Genomic DNA, 21,349 nt, shown 5'->3' with positions numbered 1-21,349 from the left:
TCGCCGATTTCATCCAGGAACAACGTGCCGCCATCGGCTTCTTCAAACCGGCCGCGGCGCTGCGTGGCGGCCCCGGTAAAGGCACCTCGCTCATGGCCAAAGAGTTCGGATTCCAGCAGATCACGCGGAATGGCCGCCGTATTGATGGCAATAAAAGGTTTTTTCGCACGCGGGCTGTGCCGGTGCAAGGCACGCGCAACCAGCTCCTTACCCGAACCGGATTCGCCGGTAATCAGCACGGTGGCGCTGGAGTTCGACAGTCGACCAATCGCCCGGAAGACTTCCTGCATCGCCGGCGCATGCCCCTGAATCTCGGGCATACCGGGCTCTTCTTCGGTGGCGGCCGCCGCAGGCTTGGCCGATTGCGCCATCGCGCGCTGAATCAGTGCCAGCGCCTGATCCACATCAAAAGGCTTGGCCAGATACTCGAAGGCACCGCCCTGAAAGGCGGCAACCGCACTTTCCAGATCGGAGTAGGCCGTCATGATGATCACCGGCAGATCTGGCAGCAGGGCTTTGATGCGCGCCAGCAGATCCAGACCGGAGGGTCCGGGCATACGGATATCGGAGATCAGCACTTGCGGCGGTGGGTCACCCGCATCCAGTGCATTGATCACATCATTGGCATGGTCGAAGCTGCGCTGCGATATACCGGCGCGGCCGAGGGCTTTTTCCAGCACCCAGCGGATGGACTGATCGTCGTCAACAATCCAGACGGACTTCATGGTCGGTGTCTCCAGAATTCACCAGTCAGCCAGAGGGCACACCGGTTGTTTTTTAACAACCGAAGATGAGCAAATACCATGCCGGTTTTTGGTATCGCGAGATTAAAACAGGCGATTTGTATTCTACGCCATCAGGCGACCGGCAACCGGATGATGAATTGCGTATGACCGGGCTTACTTTCACACTCGATGGTGCCCTGATGTTGCTGGATGAAACTCTGGGCAATCGTCAGCCCCAGCCCTGTGCCGCCCTCGCGACCCGATACCAGCGGATAGAACATGCGATCCAGAATACTGCGCGGAATGCCAGGGCCGTTATCGATCACCTGTAGCTCGATCGCCAGCTTCCAGCGATGCTTGAGCAGCGTCACCTGACGCACGGCACGCGTTCGTAACGTGATCTGGCCACCATGCTCCGGACTACCTGCCATGGCCTGCGCCGCATTGCGGGCAATATTGAGCACGGCTTGTATCAGCTGTTCACGGTCGGCCGTCATCTCGGGCAGACTGGTATCGTAATCGCGGCGAACGGTAATGGTTTTAGGAAACTCGGCCAGCACCAGGCTGCGTACGCGTTCGAGAATCTCATGGATATTGGTCGGCGCGGGCTGCATGCCCTGATGGGGCTGCAACAAGCGCTGCATCAGATCCTGCAGACGATCTGCTTCCTTGATGATGACCTGGGTGTATTCGCGCAAACCCGGGTTGGGCAACTCGTGTTCCAATAACTGGGCCGCACCCCGAATACCTCCCAAGGGGTTTTTGATTTCGTGGGCCAGATTACGCATGAGCTCGCGATGGCGCAGCTGCAACTCGATGAGCCGCTCCTCTCGACGCGCCCGCAACTGCTGATCCACGGGCCGCAATTCGATGAGCAAGCCGCCTTCCGCATCATCGAGGGGCGTGACGGTGCAATCAACGTGAAAAACCTCTTCACTGCGCTCGATCTGGATATTCTGACCGCTATAGCCCCATTGGTTACTCAACGACTTCATGATGGCGCTGACCAGCTCGGGCGTCACGCCGATGACCTGAAACAACTCCCGCCCGAGCGCCGCCCGTTGGCTGATACGCAACAGGTTTTCAGCCGCCGGATTCAGATAGACGATATGTTGGGAGCGGTCGAGCACCACCGCGGCTGAAGACAACAGTTCGAGGCCGGCATAGTTTGTCGGCGTTGGAATCGGGATAGCCTTGGCGTTCATGTATGGGGTTTTATCAGGACGGTCTGGAAACAAAAAGAGGGACGGCGAACCGTCCCTCTTTGCTTGCGTTTGCCGTTAGTGGCTCTGCAATGTGATCGTGCCTTGGATTAGCACGAGTAGTACATCTCGAATTCAACCGGGTGCGTGGTCATACGCACCTTGTTGACTTCTTCCATCTTCAGATTGATGAACGAATCAATCCAATCCTTCGAGAAGACGCCACCGCGAGTCAGGAACTCATGGTCGGCCTTCAGTGCGTCCAGTGCTTCATCCAGGCTGGCACACACGGTCGGGATCAGCGCATCTTCTTCCGGCGGCAGATCGTACAGATTCTTGTCAGCCGGATCGCCCGGGTGGATCTTGTTCTGGATACCATCCAGACCGGCCATCAGCAGGGCTGCAAAGCACAGGTACGGGTTGGCGATCGGATCCGGGAAACGGGTTTCGATACGGCGCGCCTTGGTCGAAGCCACGAACGGGATGCGGATCGAGGCCGAACGGTTCTTGGCCGAATAAGCCAGCTTCACCGGTGCTTCGTAATGCGGTACCAGACGCTTGTACGAGTTCGTACCCGGGTTGGTGATGGCATTCAGGGCCTTGGCATGCTTGATGATGCCGCCGATGTAATACAGGGCCGTTTCCGACAGGCCAGCATACTGGTCACCGGCAAACAGGTTCTTGCCGTCTTTCCAGATCGACTGGTGAACGTGCATACCCGAACCGTTGTCGCCAACGATCGGCTTCGGCATGAAGGTGGCGGTTTTGCCATACTGATGTGCCACGTTCAGCACGCAGTACTTCAGAACCTGAGTCTTGTCGGCGCGACGGACCAGCGTGTCGAACTTGGTACCGATTTCGTTCTGACCGGCAGTGGCCACTTCGTGGTGGTGCACTTCTACTTCAACGCCGCAGGCTTCCATGGCATTACACATGGCCGTACGGATGTCATTGAAGCTATCCACCGGGGCAACCGGGAAATAACCGCCCTTGACGCCCGGACGATGGCCGGTATTGCCGCCTTCGATCTTGGCATCCGACGACCAGGCGGCTTCTTCCGAGAAAATCTTCACGAAAGTGCCCGACATGTCGGTCTTCCATTCGACCGAATCAAAAATAAAGAATTCAGGTTCCGGACCGAAGAATGCGGTGTCGCCGATACCCGAGCTCTTCAGATAGGCTTCGGCGCGCTTGGCGATCGAACGCGGGTCACGGTCGTAACCCTTGCCATCGGTCGGCTCAACCACGTCACAGGTCAGCACCAGGGTGGTTTCGTCGTAGAACGGGTCGATGTAGGCCGAGGCCGGATCCGGAATCAGCAGCATGTCGGAGGCCTGAATGCCCTTCCAACCGGCGATCGACGAACCGTCAAATGCCTGACCTTCTTCAAATTTCTCTTCATTGAACTGGCTGATCGGCACGCCAACGTGCTGCTCTTTGCCACGGGTATCAGTGAAACGGAAGTCGACGTACTTAACGTCGTTGTCCTTGACCAGCTTCAGGACGTCTTGCACGGTGGTCATAACAGCTATCTCCTAAAAGCGACCGCAACGGTCAATCTACACAGTTACAAACAGAAAACATCTTTGCTCGGAAATCTTTGCCCGGATTACAAAGCATGATCCATGCCAATGATAATACGATAACGACCGCCGCAACGGGGCCACCGGACGGCTTTTTCGAACTGCGTTCCTACCAAACCACCCCTTTTTGCACCAACAAGGTGCAGGCAGAGAGTTATTGCACCGTTATTGTGCGCTTTGTTCTGGTGCATGCTCGCTAAGGCGACGGTAAACCGTCCATAGCGCTAGCGGTAAACCGGCAGCCTGCGCTGCCGCCCGTAGTGACTTGACGCCTGCCTCAATCTCGGCAGGCTCTGGTAAATCGCCCGCCGCTGGCGGCAACAGAATCTCCACCTCGATCCGGCCGTTCAGATAGTGCAACTGCACACGCTCGGGCGCCTGCGCTGCATGTCCCCAGATGCGATCGGCTGCGTCCAAAACCCACTGTTCCAGCCGCGCCCGCGATAGGTCTTCATTCGACATGGCTGCATGCGCCAGGCTGTCGTCTTCCGGGTCAATATGCACGAGCACGTCTAAAACCTGCGGGCATTGCGCACGCACGCGCTGCCGGACCAGCTCGGCCACCCGGTGCCCCTCTGACACACTAATGCGCGGTGCCACATGCACATGGGCATCCACCAGAATCCGGTCGGCCATGCGTCGCGAACGCAGGTCATGCAGATCCATCACCCCCGGCGTCACACGGATCACCTGCCGAATCTCTTCGATCTGCTCCGCACTGGCGCCCTTGTCAATCAGCTCCTCCAGCGCCGTTCTTGAGAATTGCCAACCCATTTTGACGATCAAGGCCCCAACGATGGCGGCCGCCAGGAGGTCGGCGTAGACAAAGCCGAGCAAGCTACCACCAATACCAATCGCCACCACCAGGGATGATGCTGCATCCGAGCGCGAATGCCAGGCATTGGCGATCAGCATCGCCGAATTGGCTTTTTTGGCAATTTTCAGCATATAGCGAAAGAGCCACTCTTTCGACACCAGTGCCAGCAGGGCTACATAAAGCGCCATCATTTCGACCGGTGGTGCCGTTTCAACACTCACGGCCCGTTCCGCTGCCGAATAGAGAAAGCCACCGCCGATGACCAACAACATCACGCCCAGAATCAGGGTGGCCAGGGTTTCGAGTCTGGCATGACCATAGGGATGGTTGTCATCGGCCGCCCGCGCACTGTGTTTGGCCACAAACAACACCAATACGTCCGATAGCAGATCAGAGAAAGAATGGAAGCCATCCACCAGCAAGCTATGGGAGTGCGCGAACCAGCCCACGATGATCTGAAGCACCGACAGCCCGATGTTCAGCCCCATACTGACATTGACGGATCGACGTACCAGCCGATTAGAGGCCTCGGAACCATGAGCGCCCGTCAGTGCATCGATCAGTGCGGCCTGGTCATGGGCATGAGCGTGCCCGGCGTGGTGATGCCCCAGAGACATACGTATTTCCTTTAGAGTCCGGATTTGGCTGTGGCGATTCCGCTCGCGGCAGCAGCCGCGTATACTCGCCTTCTACGTGATATTTTACTGCCGCATTTTATCCCTAATCCCCCGGCCTCCGCGTCGGCCCGACATCGGTTTAACAGAACATTCATCATGAGCCGTATCAGCGACATTCTGACCCTGGCACGCCAGCGCGCCGAACAGCAGGGCTTTAATTACAGCGGCGACGTCACGCCGCAGGAAGCATTGATCCTTCTTCAGGAAGCACCGGGTGCCGTGCTGGTCGACGTCCGCACCCGCGCTGAATGGGATTGGGTGGGCCGAGTTCCGGGTGCCATTGAAATTGACTGGGTGCAATATCCGGAAATGACGCGCAACCTGCAATTCATCAGCGACCTGCAACGCCAGGTCGCCCGCGATGCCACGATTCTGTTTCTCTGCCGCAGCGGCGTCCGCTCACGCAGCGCGGCCAGCGCGGCGATAGACGCCGGCTTTACAGCGGCCTACAACATTCTGGAAGGCTTTGAAGGCGACAAGGATGCCAACAACCACCGTGGCAATCTGGGTGGCTGGCGTTTCCACGGCCTCCCCTGGTATCAAGGCTAAGGATCGCAAGCATGCTGTCATTTGAAGACTACCGCGACCTCACCGACCAGGCCTGCCAGGAACGCATTCATGCCGCCCGCAAACAATTAGGCGCGCGTGCGGTGTTGCTCTGCCATCACTATCAGCGCGCTGATGTCTACCAGCATGCCGACCTGACGGGCGACTCTCTTAAACTCTCGCGTCTGGCCAGCCAGACCGATGCCGAGTACATCGTATTCTGTGGCGTGCACTTCATGGCTGAAGTCGCCGACATGATGACCAAGCCCAATCAGACAGCGATCCTACCTGATCTGGCGGCCGGCTGCTCGATGGCCGACATGGCCAACCTGACCAAGGTCGAACGCTGCTGGCGTGAACTGACGGCAGCACTGGGCGAAGACCCGGCCAATCAGGTCACACCCATTACCTACATTAATTCTGCCGCCGATCTCAAAGCTTTCTGCGGCGATCGCGGCGGTATTGTCTGTACGTCATCGAATGCGCCGGTGATTCTGGATTGGGCATTAGAACGTCGCCCGAAAATCCTGTTTTTCCCGGACCAGCACCTGGGTCGCTGGACCGGCCATCAGCGCGGCATCCCGCTCGATGAGATGGTGGTTTGGGATCCGGATCAGCCACGCGGTGGCCTCACCCAGGAGCAGATTCGCAACGCTAAAATTCTGCTGTGGAAGGGGCACTGCTCGGTACACCAGATGTTCCAGCCATCGCATATCGAGGCGTTCCGCGCCAAACACCCTGAGGGCAAAGTCATCTCGCACCCGGAGTGTTCGTTCGATGTCTGTGCCGCATCGGATTACATTGGCTCTACCGAATACATCGTCAAGATCATCAAGGAAGCGCCTGCGGGCACGCGCTGGCTGGTGGGTACCGAGCTGAATCTGGTGGAGCGTCTGGCCCGTGAAGTGGCGCCGGAAGGCAAGATCGTACAGTTCATGTCACCTACGGTCTGCATGTGTTCGACCATGCAGCGGATTGATCCCCAACACCTAGCCTGGACCCTGGAAAACCTGGTGGCCGGCCATGTAGTGAACGCCATCCGTGTACCGGAAAGCCAGACCGCCGCGGCCAAGCTGGCCATGGAACGCATGCTCGAGGTTTCCTGACGGTCTCATTGACCGACGGGCGCACCATGTCCAATACGCTATCGCTCGTTACCTACAATATCCACAAGGGCTTCTCGCAGTTCAATCGCCGTCTGACGGTGCATGATCTGCGCGATCGTCTGCGACACCTCGATCCGGATCTGGTCTTTCTGCAGGAAGTTCAGGGCCTGCACCAGCAGCACGCCATCAAGCACGACAACTGGCCCACGCAACCGCAGCATGAGTTTCTGGCCGATAATATCTGGCACGCCAGTTACGGTCAGAACGTCCTCTATGACCATGGGCATCACGGCAACGCTATTCTGTCGCGTTACCCGATCGAACGCAGCCACAACCAGGACATCACCCACCTGAGCTTCGAACGTCGTGGGCTGCTGCACACACAGATTCAATGGCAGGGCCAGACCGTCCACTGTGTCTGCGCCCACCTGTCATTACTGGCGCGCTCGCGCAAATGGCAGATGGCCGCACTGGCGGAAGAGATCGATCGGCTTGTGCCGCACGATCAGCCGCTCATTATTGCCGGTGATTTCAACGACTGGCGCAACCATGCCAGTGAACACCTCGCCCAACGACTGGAGATGGTCGAAGTTTTTGATCAGTTATCAGGCAAACCCGCTCGCAGCTTTCCGGTCGCCATGCCCATGCTGCGCCTGGATCGCATCTATATTCGCGGCCTGAAAGCCGTACGCGCCGATGTGCACTATGGCGCGGGCTGGTCGAAGATTTCGGATCACGCGGCGCTCCGTTGCGAGCTCTCGCTTACGGGCTAACATGCATATCGGCGGCCGGCTACTGAGCGCCCTAAACGCCGCACCCGTAATCAACGGCGGCAACCGGCTACGTCTTTTATGCAACGGCGACGGGTACTTTCCGTCACTACTCACCGCACTGTCAGCAGCACAACAGACCATACGGCTAGAAACCTACCTTTATGCCGATGACGCCATTGGCGACGCCGTGACGCAGACGCTTTGCGACGCAGCCCAACGCGGGGTAGATGTCCGACTCGTCGTTGACGGCTTTGGCGCACGCAATATCGACACCCATCACCTACCGCTGTTGCTGAAAGCTGGCGTACAGGTTCGGATCTTCCGACCTGAGCAGCATCTCTGGCGACACCTGCTCTCCCGCAAACGTACGCGCCTCCGACGCATGCACCGCAAGATGGCACTCATCGATGGTCAGACCGCTTTTCTGGGCGGCATTAACATTATCGACGATGCTACGGGCAACTCCTCCCCCACGCGTCTTGATTTTGCGCTGGCCATTGAAGGCCCGATCATTCTGCAGATCGGGCAAGCCATGGATCGCCAATGGCTAACGCTGTCGAGGCGCCCATTCTTTCGTCATGGCGTGCGCCCAATGCCGACACCTGTGGATACCACGCCAGTGGGCTCGATTCATTGCGGTCTCCTGCTTCGCGACAATCTGATGCACCGTCTTAGCATTGAGCAGGCTTATATCGAAGGCATTCAATCCGCTAAAAATCGCATTACCCTGGCGATGGCCTATTTCATTCCCAGCCGGAACATTCTTAGTAACCTGCTGGATGCAGCACAACGCGGCGTTCGCATTGATCTGATACTGCAGGGCCGCGTCGAATACCGGCTCCAGCATTACGCATCGCAGTCGCTCTATCACCGACTCCTTGTTGCCGGCGTTCATATTCACGAGTATCAGCCCGGCCTCATGCATGCCAAGGTTGGTGTCATTGATGGCCGCTGGGCCACCCTGGGCTCGGCTAATCTGGACCCTTTTTCACTACTCGTGGCGCGTGAAGCTAACCTGATAATTCACGATTCGCCATTCTGCCAAGCGCTTGAGCAAGAGCTGTCCGACGTCATCACTCAAGATTGCCGGGAGATTACGGTATCGGGTTGGGCTAGGCACTCTGGCCTTCACCGTGCTTTGCGCATCATCAGTGCCCGCATCCTCTTTCGCCTGCTGAGCCTGACGCGTTACGCAGACAACTAATGAATAACCGTGGCTTTCAATTGATCATGTCTCCCGTGAAATACATCACGGCCATATGGGTCAATTCCAAAACGATGATCGCTACTAGAAATCGGAAGGTCCATTTTTTAGCAAGTTCATGCATGGCAAAACGCGCCCCTACATAGCCGCCAATCAAACTTCCTATCGCCAACATCCCGCCCAGCTTCCAGTCGACATTTCCATCTATGGCAAACACAACCAAAGACATCCCGCTAACAATAGCGAGGATCAAGTTCTTGTAAGCATTGGCGACTTGAAGCTGCATACGCATCGACAGAATCAAGACCATCAATAAATAGGTTGCGCCATCCAGAACGATCAATCCCATCCAGACCCCAACCAGAAATAGATAGAAGGCGTCACGAAAGCGGTATCGCTCGGGCTCATTGAGGGTGGACTCTAAGACACTTTTGATTCGGGTGAATAACAGGATGAGCGCAATCACCACGGCAATCGCAATCACCCCGTGAAGTTTTGTCGGATCAATGTGGTCTGCTATTTCAGCCCCGACCACACTACCAGCCATCGAGGGGATAATCAGTTTGACGGCTGTTCCCCAACGTATTTTGCCGGCTCTGATAAAGGCATAGGTGGCAACTAGGGACGCCAGCACGACCGGCAAGCGGTTCGTGCCATTTGCGATGGCTGTTGGGACTCCCAGAAAAACGAGCAACGGCAAAGTGACTGCCGACCCACTTGATGCCACGGTATTAAAGAAGCCGCATAAAAAACCGGCGATGACGCAAACCAATTCAATCGACATGGGTACATGCTCCGCAATGATTCATGTTCCAGTGGGCTTCTGCCCAAGCCCAAAGAATACTTTGGTCGGTCTCCTTGAGCTGCTGAGGCGGAGCCTGTCCAAGAAAGACCAGCGCCTGCCAGAGTTGGGCAACCCGATCTGCTTCATCCCCCAATGGAATTGCCGCTGCCCGTGTTTGCTTTGAAAGCTTTTCGCCGTCCGTGTTCTTCACGATCGGCAGATGTGCATAGGTGGGCACCATCCCGCCGAGGGCTTTGACAAGGGCGATCTGACGCGGTGTCGAATCCAGAAGGTCGGCACCACGGACGACATCGGTGACACCCTGTGCCAGATCATCGACCACAACAGCTAACTGATAGGTAAAACAGCCGTCGGCACGACGCAGCGGAAAGTCACCGACATCCTGCTTCAGCGCCTGCCGCTGATCACCGCGAATCCGGTCTTCAAAGCCGGTCACACCCTCGGGGACGCGAAAGCGCCAGGCAGCCCCCGCCGGCACCGGATCGCCGGGTGCCCAGTGGGCGCAGGTCCCCGGATAAACATAGCCATCAACCCCCATCCGAACGCCCGGCACAGCCGCAATCTGGCTGCGGGTACACGTGCAAGGGTAGGCGCTGCCACTCGCGATCAAACGATCCAGTGCCCTTTGGTAATCTGCGCTGCGCATCGATTGTCGAACGATAGCGCCCTCCCACACAAACCCGTAGGCGGCCAGTGCATCCATCTGCCATTCGATCATGCCAGGCACCGAGCGTGGCGTATCGACATCCTCAATCCTTAACAGCCACTGCCCTTTTGCTACTGCGGCATCAAGATAACTGCCCACAGCCGCTACTAGGGAACCAAAGTGCAACGGCCCCGTAGGCGATGGGGCAAAACGCCCTATGTAGGCAGTGGGTTGAGCCACTAAACTCATAAAATTTGAATGATGGATTCACATTGCACGAACAATCCTATGATAATAAAGGCGCAACCTACGAAAAACCTACTGCAGCGAACATATGACTGAAAATAATTTTCCTGACACCGTCCGTTACACCACGCCTGCCATTGCCATACATTGGCTTATGGCCTGGCTGGTGATCGCCACCTATTTTATCGGGCTAGGTATGGGAGAACTGCCCGTGGGCCCGGAGCGGATTCAGATGGTGGGCTGGCACAAATGGCTGGGCGTCACAGTAGCCTACCTCTGGGTACTGCGCGTTTTCTGGCGCGCCACCCATCAGGCGCCACCGCAACCGGCGGGCACACCAAAATGGCAGATCGGCGCATCCCATCTGGTGCACCTGTTGCTCTACATCCTGCTCATTGCCATTCCATTAACCGGCTGGCTGATGAGTTCCGCCAAAGGCTTTACCACCAACTATTTCGGCCTGTTTGACCTGCCCAATCTTATCGACAAAGACAAAGCCCTTGCCCATACGCTCAAGGAGATTCACGGTTTTCTGGCCAATAGCCTGATGGCGCTGGTCGGTCTGCATATTGCGGCAGCCATCAAGCATCAGGTCATCGATAAAGACAACCTGATGGCACGTATGCGTTTGCCCCGTCAGCGCAAGTAAGACAAGGAAGCTCTCATGCATTTCTCTAAGACCCTCTTGCTGGCTCTAACCCTTTCGCTAGGGCTGTCGGCTCATGTCGCTGCCATCGAATACGACCGTGTCGATACGACCAAATCCACCATCAAGTTTGTGCCCACACTCATGGGCAGCAAAACCGAAGGCAGCTTCAGCAAATTTACGGCGCAGGTTCGCTTTGATCCGGACAAGCCCGCCAACGCAGCTGCCAAAGCCGATGTCGATATCCGCAGCTTTGATATTGGTTACGACGAAGCCACTGCCGAAGCCTTGGGCAAAAACTGGTTTGACGTGCAACAGTTCCCAACGGCCGATTTTACCGTCACCAAAGTTAAAGCCCTGGGCAAGGATCGTTTCGAGCTCTCCGGCAATCTGACCATTCGTGGCAAAACCAAAGCGCTGACGTTTCCGGTAACGCTGAATCGTGACACCGCACAGACGGCTCGCCTCGATGGTACCGTTATCATCAAACGACTTGATTTCAATCTGGGCCAGGGCGCCTGGGCCGGCACAGGCACCGTCGCCAATGATGTCACGTTGATTATCCGCCTCGCACTCAGCGGCAAGTAACCCCTTCTTTCACCCCGTTTTATTTTCACCCCACAGGAGTTTCACCATGAAAAAAAACCTCATCATTGGCGCTGTTGCTGCCACCCTGGCCTCCGGCGTCTTCGCAGAGCCCGTCACTTATACGATTGACCCGACCCATACCTTTGCCAGCTTCGAATACACCCACCTGGGTTTCTCGAAGCAGCGCAGCCGCTTCAATGACACGACCGGCACCATCACACTGGATCAGAAGGCAAAAACTGGCAGCGCCGACATCACAATCAAGGTGGACTCAGTTGATACCGGCAGCAAGGCCTTTGACGGCCACCTGACCAGCAGCAACTGGTTTGATGCCGACGTCTACCCGACCATCACCTTCAAATCGACCAGCTTCAAGTTCAAGGGCGACAAACCGACGGAAGTCATGGGTAATCTGACCGTTCGCGACATCACCAAGCCGGTCACGCTGAAAATCACCCACTTCAACTGCGCCGTGCACCCGATGCGGCAGAAAGACGCCTGCGGTGCCAATGCCGTAACGCAGATCAAGCGTAGCGACTTCGGTCTGGGCAAATATGCACCCGGTGTCAGCGATGAAACCGAACTGTCGGTGGCCGTTGAAGCGATCAAGAACTAATCGTACTCACGTCACAGAGCCCAAACAAAAGGGCTACCGGAATTCCCGGTAGCCCTTTTTTCTTGCGACTTACAACGCGGATCTGATTATTTGTTCAGGTCGCTGTCCTGGTAATACTTCGTGCCCTTGGCGGTAATCTCGGCCGCCAGCCCGTTGTCCGTCAGCTGATACATCCAAACGCCCTCACTCACATTAGCGGCACCTTCATAGGCACCCCCTTTGTTTTCGTACTTGGCCGCCGCCGTTGCCTGACCACCAAATTCCCAGCCGGAGTTGATAAAGCTTTGCAGGGCTTTTTCGGTCTCAAACACGAAAATCACGCTAAAGGACTTAATGCCCACCCCCAGGCCGGCCTGCACTTCGACCATCTTCATGAAGACCGGTTTGGGATTAGCCTTGTTCATGACCACACCCGACCCCGAACCGCCGCCAGCGATCAAGATCTTCATGCCGAAATTGCTGAACGTCGCATAACCAGCCGATTTTGCAACCAGCTCTTTGGCATGCGGCTCCAGACGATAGAGACGCTGCATGGTCTGATTGTTCTGCTTGAGAATTTCGGCCCGTTGCTGAGCAACCGGTTTGCTTTCAAACAGCGCGTAGGCCGGTGCAACCGGCAGGGTCAGAGCCAGAGCACACAAGCCCCAGGAGCATAGTTTCTTCATGGTTTCCATCATGTATTTAGACGTTAAAAAGGAAATTCAGGACATCCCCATCCTGTACCACGTATTCCTTACCCTCGGCCCGCATCTTGCCGGCCTCTTTGGCACCTTGCTCGCCCTTGAAGGCGATGAAATCCGCAAAGGCGATGGTCTGCGCACGGATGAAACCACGTTCAAAGTCGGTGTGAATCACGCCGGCCGCTTGCGGTGCCGTGTCGCCCTTGTGAATCGTCCAGGCACGCACTTCCTTCACCCCCGCCGTAAAGTAAGTCTGCAGGCCCAGCAGATCGTAACCGGCACGAATCACGCGGTTCAGCCCCGGCTCTTCCAGACCCATCTCAGCCAGGAACTCGGCTTTGTCGGCATCATCCAGATCTGCCAGTTCGGCCTCCATCTTGGCGCAGACGGCCACGACAGGCGCGCCTTCTTTGGCGGCAAATTCACGCAACCGATCCAGGAACGGGTTGTTCTCGAAACCATCTTCCAGCACGTTACCCACGTACATGGCCGGTTTAATCGTGAGCAGGCAGAGCGGCTTCAGCGCCGCCTTGTCTTCGTCACCCAGGCCCAGCGTGCGTGCCGGCTTGCCTTCGTTCAGATGCGGCAGCAGCTTTTCCAGTATGGCCACCAGCTTCTGGGCATCCTTATCACCGGACTTGGCTTTTTTACCGTCACGGGCAATCGTGCGCTCAACCACGGCCAGGTCGGCCAATGCCAGTTCGGTGACGATGGTTTCAATGTCGGCAATCGGGTCCACACGGCCAGACACGTGCACGACGTTTTCGTCGTCAAAGCAACGAACCACGTTCACAATGGCATCGGTTTCGCGGATATTCGCCAGAAACTGGTTACCCAGGCCTTCGCCCTTCGACGCGCCCGCCACCAGGCCGGCAATATCCACAAACTCCACAATGGCCGGCTGCACACGCTGCGGCTTCACAATCTCGGAAAGGGCATCGAGGCGCGGATCCGGCACTTCCACGATCCCCACATTCGGCTCGATGGTGCAGAAAGGATAGTTCTCGGCGGCGATGCCGGCTTTGGTCAGGGCATTGAACAGAGTGGATTTGCCGACGTTAGGCAGGCCGACGATGCCGCATTTGAGACTCATGGTGTTCCTTGGCTACGTATTTTGAAATATGGTCGCTATTCTAAAGCACCGGCTCAGATCAGGTGTACCGCAATACTCTGGCCATGCCAGTACATGCCATTGATGCGTGCTGCAATTTGCTGGAGCTCGCCATCCCGTAGCCCGTCAAATTCGATCACGTAGGCCGGTAGATCCGTATCCAGGTCTACCCGAGACACACTGACGGCATCATGGTGGGTATATTTGAAAATCAACCCTCGCAAATCCTCCTCAGAGATGTCCACACCAATACCCGTGACATAGAGTCGCTGGCCGAAATCTTTCATCTACTTTCCATGCAATTGCTGCGTTGCACTATTATGACACTAACCCGCACTATCTGTATGTAAATGAAAGTAAAACCCCCTTCGCCTATGGTAAGGTTTTGGCCTTTCATGTTCCAACTTCTGACGATACCGATTTATCGCGTACGTTCAGTTTCTTTTTTGTCTTCAGACCCATGGCCAAATTCATTCCTGCAGCACTGATGTCCCGACTCCAGAACGCCATTGCGCTGGTTCGCAACTTTGACTGGGCATCTCTGAAAAACCTCAAAAAAGAGGACGTTGTCGCTGCTCTGAAAAACCCGCGCTGGCGCAAGCCCGTCGGTATTGTCTTTGCGCTACTGGTCGCCGCGCATGTGATCAAAACGGACATCATCGCCCCCTACATGAAGGCACACTTCGCCTTGGGCGTGGATACCATCGAGGTTCAACCGTTGACGGTACCGCTGGAATCCCAGCTGGTGGGTCAGACTCGTAGCCCGCAATCTGTTGCGATCTACACACGTGTTTCGGGCTTCCTCGAAAAACAGGTCTACACAGAAGGCACGTGGGTTAAAGCGGGTGACATCCTGTTTGAAATGGACAAACGCCCATTTATCGCTCAACTCGATGCCGCAAAAGCGGCACTGGTAGCGCAAGAGGCCTCGCTGCGTACAGCAACACTAACGCTCAACCGCATCAAACCGCTGGCAGCGGCCAAAGCCCTTTCGCAACAGGATCTGGATACGGCCACCGGCAACTTCCTGCGGGCTCAAGCAGGTGTTGATCAGGCCCGTGCCAATGTGGAAACAGCGCAGCTCAATCTGGAATACTGCACGATCCGATCACCGATCTCTGGCCTGGCCTCGGTACGAAAACAGGCATTGGGCACCTATCTGGCCGTCGGCAGCCCGAACTCCGAGCTCACCGTAGTCAATCAGATGGATCCGATGTGGGTGTACTTCTCTATTTCTGAAGATCAGATGCTCAACGTGGATCGCCTCTTGAAGCAGCAGCAGTTGGCTGCAAGCAGCCTGACCGATCTCAACGTCACTCTGACGATGTCGGACGGTACGCTGTATCCGTACGTCGGCCAGATCGGTTTTGCCGATGTGCTCTATAACGTGGATACTGGCACGCGTCTGATGCGCGCGGTCTTCCCGAATCCGAGCAGTGCATTACAACAGGGCCAGTTTGTCACAGCAACGATTGTTGGACTAGTCCAGAAAAACGTCTATTTGGTTCCTCAATCGGCTGTGCAACAAAGCAGCCAGGGTGCTTACGTTTGGGTGGTAGACGAGGAAAATCGCGTTCATTCTCGCACGGTGACCCCAGGTTACTGGAATGGCCCCAACTGGGTCATCAACGATGGCTTGAATCCGGGAGAGCGCGTGGTTGTCACCAATGTGCTTCGCATGTCGCCCAATCAGCTCGTAAAACCATCGGCAGTTAAGGCACCCGAAGCCCAACCCGTTAAACTACCAACGCCGCCAACAGAAACTCAAGCACCGAATCCCTACGGTGCGGGCGCACAGGTTCAATCAGAGGCCAACCAGGCACAGGATCCTAAACAGCTCCCAATGCCGGTAGCACCAGCCGCGGCACCCAAACTGGTTGCACCTAAGGAAGTGCCTCTGGCTCCGGGCGTCCCCAATGCACCGGCACCGGTTCCAAACAGCCTTCAGGCGCCGGCAGCGCGCTCCGCTCAGTAACCGAACGGGGCAAATCAATCATGTTCTCGAAGTTCTTTATCGACCGGCCGATCTTCTCGGCCGTCATCTCTATCGTCATTACCATCGCCGGCCTGGTGGCAATGGTGTCCCTGCCCATTGCCCAGTATCCGAACATCACACCGCCACAGATCCAGGTTTCTACCACCTATCCTGGCGCCAATGCGGAAACGGTCTCGCAAAACGTCGCCTCTCCTATCGAGCTACAGGTCAACGGTGCCGACGGCATGCTCTACATGTATTCGACCAATACGGCCGGCAACATGACACTAAGCATCTACTTCGACATCAACAAAGATCCGGCGCTGGCGCAAACGGATGTGCTCAACCGCGTCAATACAGCGCTCCCCCAGCTGCCACAATCAGTGACCAGTCAGGGCGTGAACATTCAGCAAAAAAGTTCATCGATCATGATGGTCGTCGCCATCAAAGACCAGGACAACAAATACGACCTCACCGAGCTTAGTACGTTTGCCAATATCATCGTGCTTAACGAAGTTCAGCGTATTCCGGGCTCCAGCATGGCTTCGATTGGCGGAAACCCCAACTATGCGATGCGCATCTGGCTGGATCCAACCAAACTCACCCTCTACAAACTCACCACCAACGATATCGCCAACGCTATAACCGCCCAGAACCAGCAATATGCAGTCGGTCAGATGGGCCAACTGCCATCTAAAGGCAACATCATCCAGAACTTCTCGATCACCACCAACGGCATGCTGCAAACGCCGGAAGAATTCGAGAACATCATCGTCAAAGCCGGCAAACCATCGGTAACGCCCGGTTCGGAAGGTGCCATTGTGCGCCTACGCGATGTCGGGCGCGCCGAACTAGGATCCCAAACCTACAACTTTGATGTTAAAACCAACCAGAAAAATGCCGCTCTGATGCTGATCTACTTCCAGCCGGGCTACAACGCGCTGAATGTGGCAAAGGCCGTCAAAGCAAAGCTAGAAGAGCTCAAACCCAGCTTTCCGCCAGGCATGACTTACGAGATTACGCTGGACGCCACCGAGTTCATCAACTCTTCGATCGAAGAAGTCATTCATACTTTCTTCGAAGCGATGATTCTGGTGGTGCTGGTCGTGTTCATGTTCCTGCAAAAACCGAAAGCCACACTCATTCCGCTGGTCGCCGTGCCCGTCTCGATTATCGGTACCTTCATCGGCATGAGTCTGTTCGGGTTCTCGATCAATATGCTCACCATGTTTGGTCTGGTTCTGGCGATCGGTCTCGTGGTCGATGACGCCATCGTGGTCATTGAAAACGTCGAGCGGATCATGGAAGAAAACCCGTCTATGCAACCGCGCGAAGCCGCCGCCGTTGCCATGGCCGAAGTCACGGGCCCGATCATCGCCACGACCCTGGTGATGGCTGCCGTGTTCGTCCCGGTTGCATTCATGTCAGGTATTACTGGCCAGCTCTATCGTCAGTTTGCGCTGACGCTCTCCGTGTCGGTGACGCTCTCCTCGATCGTGGCACTGACACTCTCGCCGGCACTGGCGGCCATTCTGATTCGCGCCAAAACCAATGAAGATGATGTGGCAAAACCCCGTTTCTTTGTTGGCTTCGAAAATCTGTTCAACAAAATTCGTGACCACTACATGATGGCGGTGAAATGGACGCTCACCCATCGCAAACCTTCATTCATGATTTTTGGCGGTGTCATACTTACGCTAATCGTGCTGTTTCGCGTAATACCCGGCTCTTTTGTCCCGGAAGAGGATCAGGGCTACCTGTTTGGTGCCGTGGTGATGCCCAAATCGGCTAGCCTCCAACGAACAGCCGCGTTCTCGGACGCCGGTGCTAACTGGTTCCAGGAACAACCCGGGGTTGGCTACGCCACCAGCTACGCGGGTTACAGCATTATCGATTCGCAGGTACTGCCCAGCGCTAGCACCTTATTTATTGGCCTGAAACCCTTTGATGAACGGGCCGACAAAGCCGCTTCCGCTTTTACCATCATTGATGATGGTCGCAAGCACTTCGCGACCAAAAACGATGGCATTGTGATTCCGGTCAACCCACCTTCTATTCCGGGCCTGGGCACCACCGGCGGCTTCCAGATGTGGCTGGAGCAGACAGGGAATGGCTCGATGGACGAGCTGGAAGAGCAAACGATGCGCTTTATGGCTGCCGCCAGAAAGCGCCCTGAATTAACCGCACTCAACACAACCTTTAGCACAAACGCCCGCGAGATGTTCGTTGACGTTGATCGCGGTAAAGCCGAGTTGCTCGATGTTCCCGTCAACGATGTGTATGGCACGCTGCAAACAATGATCGGCTCTCAATACGTGAACCAGTTCGCCTATCAGAACCGCTTATGGCAGGTGATTCTGCAAGCCGATGCGGATTTCCGTCAGGATCCTTCAGCGTTTGACACGATGTACGTCCGCTCCCGAACAGGCGCCATGGTGCCTTTACGCGGGCTGATTAGCTACCGCTATGAAGCTAGCCCGGATATCGTGACCCGCTTTAACGCCTACCCAGCCGTGCAGGTTACCGGTAACAATGCAGCTGGATACAGTTCGGGTCAGGCGATCAAGGCCCTGCAGGAGGTGGCCGACGAAGTGCTACCTTCAGGATACAAAATTGCCTGGTCGGGCGAAGCCTTCCAACAGCTCCAATCCGGTAGCACGGCTGTGTTCGTGTTTGCCTTTGCGCTGATCATGGTTTTCCTGATCCTGGCGGCGCTCTATGAAAAATGGTCACTACCATTTAGCGTCATGTTCGCCGTGCCTTTCGCGCTCTGCGGCGCACTGGTCGCCGTCTTCCTGCGCGGCCTGGAAAATGACGTTTACTTCCAGATCGGCCTGGTCACCCTGATTGCGCTGGCTGCCAAAAATGCCATTCTGATTGTGGAGTTCGCCGTGGCCAACGTAGAAGAAAAGGGCATGTCGATTATCGATGGCGCCCTGCAGGCTGCCGAAATCCGCTTCCGCCCGATCATGATGACCTCCATGGCTTTTATTCTGGGCTGTGTCCCGCTGGCCACTGCCGTTGGCGCATCGGCCAATAGCCGCCACTCCATCGGCACCGGCATCATCGGTGGCATGATCGGTGCCACCATGATCGCCATCATTTTTGTGCCACTCTTCTTTGTCGTGTTTGAAGAAATGAGCGAGAAGAAAAAACAGATGGTGGCTGATAACCCTGCCCAACCGGGCCCCCACAATCTCGACGCACCGGTTCAAGGGGAGGACGCCAAATGACACGTCATTCCCCACGCTCGCTGATCGGCGTGCTGATCAGTGCCGGCGTACTGACGGGCTGTGCGGTCGGCCCTGACTATGAGCGTCCTGACACCAATAATCCAGAATCATTCCGCTCGGCTGCGACTTCGCCTGCGCCAACGATGAGTTCTGACGTTCAACTGGCCAGCGATAGCTGGTGGCAAGGTTTTAACGACCCGGTTCTAAATGAACTGATCGAGGCCGGGCTGCAGAACAATCGTGATCTACAGTCGGCGATTGCCAACGTCCGACAAGCCCGTGGCCAGCTAATCTCAACACGCGGCAAATTCTTCCCCCAAGTTGAATATTATGCGGCCGGCGAGCGTGGCAAGTTCTCAGGCCTGAATCAGGACGTGGTCACAAGCACGCCTGGCAGCCTGACCACCATTGGCACCATGGCACTCCCTGCGTCCTGGCAAATCGATGTCTTTGGTGGTTTACGCCGCCAATATGAAGCGGCCAGCGCCCAAGAGGCTGCCGCCATTGCCACACGCCAGGCCATCGCCTTAAGCGTTGCTGGTGAAGTAGCCAATATCTATGTCACGTTGCGTTCGCTCGACCAACAGTTAGCGGTTGCAAAACAGACATTAGAAAACTACAAGACCACGCTGCGCATTTTTGACCTGCGCTTCCGTTACGGCACTGCCAACATGGTGCAGGTATCGCAGATTCAATCACAGGTTGATGCCGCAGAAGCCGCGATTCCGCCACTCGTCCAAGCGATCGGCCAGCAGGAAAACAACCTGAATTTCTTTTTGGGCCGCAATCCGGGCACCATTCCCCGCGGCAAACCCATTGATCAACTGGTATTGCCAACCCCGCCAGTTGGCCTACCCTCTGAGCTTCTGGCGCGTCGCCCCGATGTCCGTATCGCCGAGCAGCAACTCATCGCCGCGAATGCACAAATTGGTGCTGTTAAAGCCCAGTTCTTTCCGAATATCTCACTCACTGCAACGCTGGGAACCTCCGCAACCGCACTAGGATCATTGTTTGGGCCCGGCTCTGCTATCTGGGACTTTGGCCCAACAATGCTGGGGCCGCTTTTCAAAGGGGGCGAAATCTACGGTCGCTATATGGCTTCCAAAGCTGAACAGCAGGCACTGATGTCCCAATATCTGCAATCCGTAGAAAACGCCTTCCGCGATACCGACAATGCGCTGATCGCCACGACAGAAACGCGCAAGCTGGTCACTGCACGCCAACAACAGGTTGGCACGCTTAAAACCTATGCCAACCTATCGAGCATGCAGTTCAATTACGGTTACACCGATTATCTGACCGTGCTTAATGCTGAAGATAGCCTGTTCAAAGCACAGCTGAACCTGGCACAAAGCCAGGCGGATCGCGCTTTGTCACAAGTTTCGCTGTACATGGCACTGGGTGGTGGTTGGGAAGCAGCAGACCAGAAAACAATGGCCGCTAACAAAGCCATTGCCGATGGCAACGACCCAAAAAACCCGGTGAACCAACAGGGGATTTGGCCATTTAAATAACGCAACCCACCTAGCGGCTGCGGTACTAATGGATTGTTGCGCAGGTTACTCAGATACGATCGTATCTGAGCTAACGTAACAAATCCTGATTTCCCGAAGAAAAAGCACCAAAGCAGCACTTAAAAACATCATTGCCAGTGAGAAGCACCAAGCGATCAGTTTTCCATCAAAGGAAAGCACCGGAAAAATTTCAGATAAGAAAATACTGAAGACCACGGTGCAAATACTAAAGGCTGCTAACGAGCAGCAATATATCGCCTTGTGAATAATTCTTGAACGGCGGTCAAGCGACATCGCTTCGTGACGGTATGCCTCCACCGAAGCTCCTTTACAAATAAAATCTTTAATCTGTCGAGAGCGGTCCACAGTACGTGACAATCTGGCCGACAAAACCGACAACACTGCGCCAATACCCGTAAGCATAAACGCTGGCGTCATCGCTAGCTGCACGAGGTGCGTGATGCTTTCCACATTGGAACTCATGAAAATCTCCTGAAGATTGACTGCTGATTAAAACTTGTATGAAACCTTGTAATGACCCACTAAAAAGCTGCTCAGGTCATAATTCTGAAAGGAAATGACATGAGTATCGTGATGGAAGAAGATATCAAGCGGTGGACCGCCAAGCGCAAGACCGCATTAGTACTGGAAATCAT

General features: G+C 55.8%; 20 protein-coding genes. 10 read left to right on the top strand and 10 right to left on the bottom strand.

What is annotated here, in order from left to right; all coding sequences use genetic code 11:
• The 4 genes from AC3GOJ_RS09455 to AC3GOJ_RS09440 all read right to left on the bottom strand — a co-directional run.
• On the bottom strand, window positions 1–725 hold a 725-nt coding region (locus tag AC3GOJ_RS09455), incomplete at its 3' end, for a sigma 54-interacting transcriptional regulator (protein WP_488237220.1).
• Between the two features lie 131 nt (window positions 726–856).
• On the bottom strand, window positions 857–1,930 hold the full coding sequence (gene glnL / locus AC3GOJ_RS09450) for a nitrogen regulation protein NR(II) (RefSeq protein WP_488237219.1): 1,074 nt from the start codon (window positions 1,928–1,930) through the stop codon (window positions 857–859).
• Window positions 1,931–2,037: 107 nt separating this feature from the next.
• Entirely contained in the window at window positions 2,038–3,450 is a 1,413-nt protein-coding gene (gene glnA, locus AC3GOJ_RS09445) for a type I glutamate--ammonia ligase (RefSeq protein WP_488237218.1), read from the bottom strand.
• A 225-nt stretch (window positions 3,451–3,675) separates the two neighbouring features.
• Window positions 3,676–4,944 (bottom strand): cation diffusion facilitator family transporter, encoded by a 1,269-nt coding sequence (locus AC3GOJ_RS09440; RefSeq protein ID WP_488237217.1) that lies wholly within the window; start codon window positions 4,942–4,944, stop codon window positions 3,676–3,678.
• 156 nt (window positions 4,945–5,100) lie between these two features.
• On the opposite strand from AC3GOJ_RS09440, the gene AC3GOJ_RS09435 reads away from it, so the two are divergent.
• Genes AC3GOJ_RS09435 through clsB form a run of 4 tightly spaced genes read left to right on the top strand, consistent with a single transcriptional unit; the run spans window position 5,101 to window position 8,633 of the window.
• Entirely contained in the window at window positions 5,101–5,553 is a 453-nt protein-coding gene (locus AC3GOJ_RS09435) for a rhodanese-like domain-containing protein (RefSeq protein ID WP_488237216.1), read from the top strand.
• Window positions 5,554–5,564: 11 nt separating this feature from the next.
• Complete coding sequence (gene nadA, locus AC3GOJ_RS09430; protein ID WP_488237215.1) at window positions 5,565–6,656, top strand: quinolinate synthase NadA; 1,092 nt, start codon at window positions 5,565–5,567, stop codon at window positions 6,654–6,656.
• 26 nt (window positions 6,657–6,682) lie between these two features.
• Entirely contained in the window at window positions 6,683–7,429 is a 747-nt protein-coding gene (locus tag AC3GOJ_RS09425) for an endonuclease/exonuclease/phosphatase family protein (protein WP_488237214.1), read from the top strand.
• A gap of 1 nt (window position 7,430) precedes the next feature.
• Window positions 7,431–8,633, top strand: coding sequence for a cardiolipin synthase ClsB (gene clsB / locus AC3GOJ_RS09420; protein WP_488237213.1), 1,203 nt, complete (start codon window positions 7,431–7,433; stop codon window positions 8,631–8,633).
• Between the two features lie 16 nt (window positions 8,634–8,649).
• Here the strand turns inward: clsB and AC3GOJ_RS09415 are convergent, their stop codons facing one another.
• Both AC3GOJ_RS09415 and gluQRS read right to left on the bottom strand, forming a co-directional pair.
• Window positions 8,650–9,417 (bottom strand): sulfite exporter TauE/SafE family protein, encoded by a 768-nt coding sequence (locus AC3GOJ_RS09415; protein ID WP_488237212.1) that lies wholly within the window; start codon window positions 9,415–9,417, stop codon window positions 8,650–8,652.
• Window positions 9,407–10,333: a tRNA glutamyl-Q(34) synthetase GluQRS gene (gluQRS, locus tag AC3GOJ_RS09410; protein ID WP_488237211.1), complete on the bottom strand. Its 927-nt coding sequence runs from the start codon at window positions 10,331–10,333 to the stop codon at window positions 9,407–9,409. The genes AC3GOJ_RS09415 and gluQRS overlap by 11 nt, the downstream gene beginning before the upstream one ends.
• Window positions 10,334–10,418: 85 nt before the next feature.
• Here gluQRS and AC3GOJ_RS09405 point away from each other — a divergent pair, with 85 nt between their 5' ends.
• The 3 genes from AC3GOJ_RS09405 to AC3GOJ_RS09395 are packed head-to-tail and all read left to right on the top strand — an operon-like array spanning window position 10,419 to window position 12,180.
• A complete protein-coding gene (locus AC3GOJ_RS09405) occupies window positions 10,419–10,979 on the top strand; it encodes a cytochrome b (protein ID WP_488237210.1) in 561 nt (186 codons plus the stop codon).
• Window positions 10,980–10,994: 15 nt separating this feature from the next.
• Complete coding sequence (locus AC3GOJ_RS09400; protein WP_488237209.1) at window positions 10,995–11,564, top strand: YceI family protein; 570 nt, start codon at window positions 10,995–10,997, stop codon at window positions 11,562–11,564.
• Between the two features lie 46 nt (window positions 11,565–11,610).
• Window positions 11,611–12,180 (top strand): YceI family protein, encoded by a 570-nt coding sequence (locus AC3GOJ_RS09395; RefSeq protein ID WP_488237208.1) that lies wholly within the window; start codon window positions 11,611–11,613, stop codon window positions 12,178–12,180.
• Between the two features lie 86 nt (window positions 12,181–12,266).
• Here the strand turns inward: AC3GOJ_RS09395 and AC3GOJ_RS09390 are convergent, their stop codons facing one another.
• From AC3GOJ_RS09390 to AC3GOJ_RS09380, 3 genes are read right to left on the bottom strand one after another with little or no spacing between them, the layout of a single operon-like run.
• Window positions 12,267–12,845, bottom strand: coding sequence for a lipid-binding SYLF domain-containing protein (locus AC3GOJ_RS09390; protein WP_488237207.1), 579 nt, complete (start codon window positions 12,843–12,845; stop codon window positions 12,267–12,269).
• A gap of 16 nt (window positions 12,846–12,861) precedes the next feature.
• A complete protein-coding gene (gene ychF / locus AC3GOJ_RS09385; protein WP_488237206.1) occupies window positions 12,862–13,953 on the bottom strand; it encodes a redox-regulated ATPase YchF in 1,092 nt (363 codons plus the stop codon).
• A gap of 53 nt (window positions 13,954–14,006) precedes the next feature.
• Complete coding sequence (locus AC3GOJ_RS09380; protein ID WP_488237205.1) at window positions 14,007–14,258, bottom strand: RNA-binding protein; 252 nt, start codon at window positions 14,256–14,258, stop codon at window positions 14,007–14,009.
• A 200-nt stretch (window positions 14,259–14,458) separates the two neighbouring features.
• Here AC3GOJ_RS09380 and AC3GOJ_RS09375 point away from each other — a divergent pair, with 200 nt between their 5' ends.
• Genes AC3GOJ_RS09375 through AC3GOJ_RS09365 form a run of 3 tightly spaced genes read left to right on the top strand, consistent with a single transcriptional unit; the run spans window position 14,459 to window position 20,693 of the window.
• Window positions 14,459–15,946 carry an efflux RND transporter periplasmic adaptor subunit gene (locus AC3GOJ_RS09375; protein ID WP_488237204.1) on the top strand — a complete coding sequence of 496 codons (1,488 nt, stop codon included), beginning with the start codon at window positions 14,459–14,461 and terminating at the stop codon, window positions 15,944–15,946.
• A gap of 20 nt (window positions 15,947–15,966) precedes the next feature.
• On the top strand, window positions 15,967–19,179 hold the full coding sequence (locus AC3GOJ_RS09370; RefSeq protein ID WP_488237203.1) for an efflux RND transporter permease subunit: 3,213 nt from the start codon (window positions 15,967–15,969) through the stop codon (window positions 19,177–19,179).
• Window positions 19,176–20,693, top strand: a complete 1,518-nt coding sequence (locus AC3GOJ_RS09365) for an efflux transporter outer membrane subunit (RefSeq protein WP_488237202.1) — start codon at window positions 19,176–19,178, stop codon at window positions 20,691–20,693. The genes AC3GOJ_RS09370 and AC3GOJ_RS09365 overlap by 4 nt, the downstream gene beginning before the upstream one ends.
• Before the next feature lie 45 nt (window positions 20,694–20,738).
• Here the strand turns inward: AC3GOJ_RS09365 and AC3GOJ_RS09360 are convergent, their stop codons facing one another.
• Window positions 20,739–21,176, bottom strand: coding sequence for a DUF2721 domain-containing protein (locus tag AC3GOJ_RS09360; RefSeq protein WP_488237201.1), 438 nt, complete (start codon window positions 21,174–21,176; stop codon window positions 20,739–20,741).
• Window positions 21,177–21,349 lie beyond the last annotated feature (173 nt).

The organism is Fluviibacter sp., assembly GCF_057744235.1.
This window is presented reverse-complemented; position numbering and strand designations above follow the sequence as displayed.

Coding starts and splice junctions, on each gene's coding strand:
- AC3GOJ_RS09390 (WP_488237207.1), bottom strand. CDS start 12,845: ATGAAGAAACTATGCTCCTGGGGCTTGTGTGCTCTGGCTCTGACCCTG.
- AC3GOJ_RS09440 (WP_488237217.1), bottom strand. CDS start 4,944: ATGTCTCTGGGGCATCACCACGCCGGGCACGCTCATGCCCATGACCAG.
- AC3GOJ_RS09425 (WP_488237214.1), top strand. CDS start 6,683: ATGTCCAATACGCTATCGCTCGTTACCTACAATATCCACAAGGGCTTC.
- AC3GOJ_RS09415 (WP_488237212.1), bottom strand. CDS start 9,417: ATGTCGATTGAATTGGTTTGCGTCATCGCCGGTTTTTTATGCGGCTTC.
- AC3GOJ_RS09370 (WP_488237203.1), top strand. CDS start 15,967: ATGTTCTCGAAGTTCTTTATCGACCGGCCGATCTTCTCGGCCGTCATC.
- clsB (WP_488237213.1), top strand. CDS start 7,431: ATGCATATCGGCGGCCGGCTACTGAGCGCCCTAAACGCCGCACCCGTA.
- AC3GOJ_RS09365 (WP_488237202.1), top strand. CDS start 19,176: ATGACACGTCATTCCCCACGCTCGCTGATCGGCGTGCTGATCAGTGCC.
- glnA (WP_488237218.1), bottom strand. CDS start 3,450: ATGACCACCGTGCAAGACGTCCTGAAGCTGGTCAAGGACAACGACGTT.
- AC3GOJ_RS09435 (WP_488237216.1), top strand. CDS start 5,101: ATGAGCCGTATCAGCGACATTCTGACCCTGGCACGCCAGCGCGCCGAA.
- AC3GOJ_RS09375 (WP_488237204.1), top strand. CDS start 14,459: ATGTCCCGACTCCAGAACGCCATTGCGCTGGTTCGCAACTTTGACTGG.
- ychF (WP_488237206.1), bottom strand. CDS start 13,953: ATGAGTCTCAAATGCGGCATCGTCGGCCTGCCTAACGTCGGCAAATCC.
- gluQRS (WP_488237211.1), bottom strand. CDS start 10,333: ATGAGTTTAGTGGCTCAACCCACTGCCTACATAGGGCGTTTTGCCCCA.
- nadA (WP_488237215.1), top strand. CDS start 5,565: ATGCTGTCATTTGAAGACTACCGCGACCTCACCGACCAGGCCTGCCAG.
- AC3GOJ_RS09405 (WP_488237210.1), top strand. CDS start 10,419: ATGACTGAAAATAATTTTCCTGACACCGTCCGTTACACCACGCCTGCC.
- AC3GOJ_RS09395 (WP_488237208.1), top strand. CDS start 11,611: ATGAAAAAAAACCTCATCATTGGCGCTGTTGCTGCCACCCTGGCCTCC.
- AC3GOJ_RS09360 (WP_488237201.1), bottom strand. CDS start 21,176: ATGAGTTCCAATGTGGAAAGCATCACGCACCTCGTGCAGCTAGCGATG.
- AC3GOJ_RS09380 (WP_488237205.1), bottom strand. CDS start 14,258: ATGAAAGATTTCGGCCAGCGACTCTATGTCACGGGTATTGGTGTGGAC.
- glnL (WP_488237219.1), bottom strand. CDS start 1,930: ATGAACGCCAAGGCTATCCCGATTCCAACGCCGACAAACTATGCCGGC.
- AC3GOJ_RS09400 (WP_488237209.1), top strand. CDS start 10,995: ATGCATTTCTCTAAGACCCTCTTGCTGGCTCTAACCCTTTCGCTAGGG.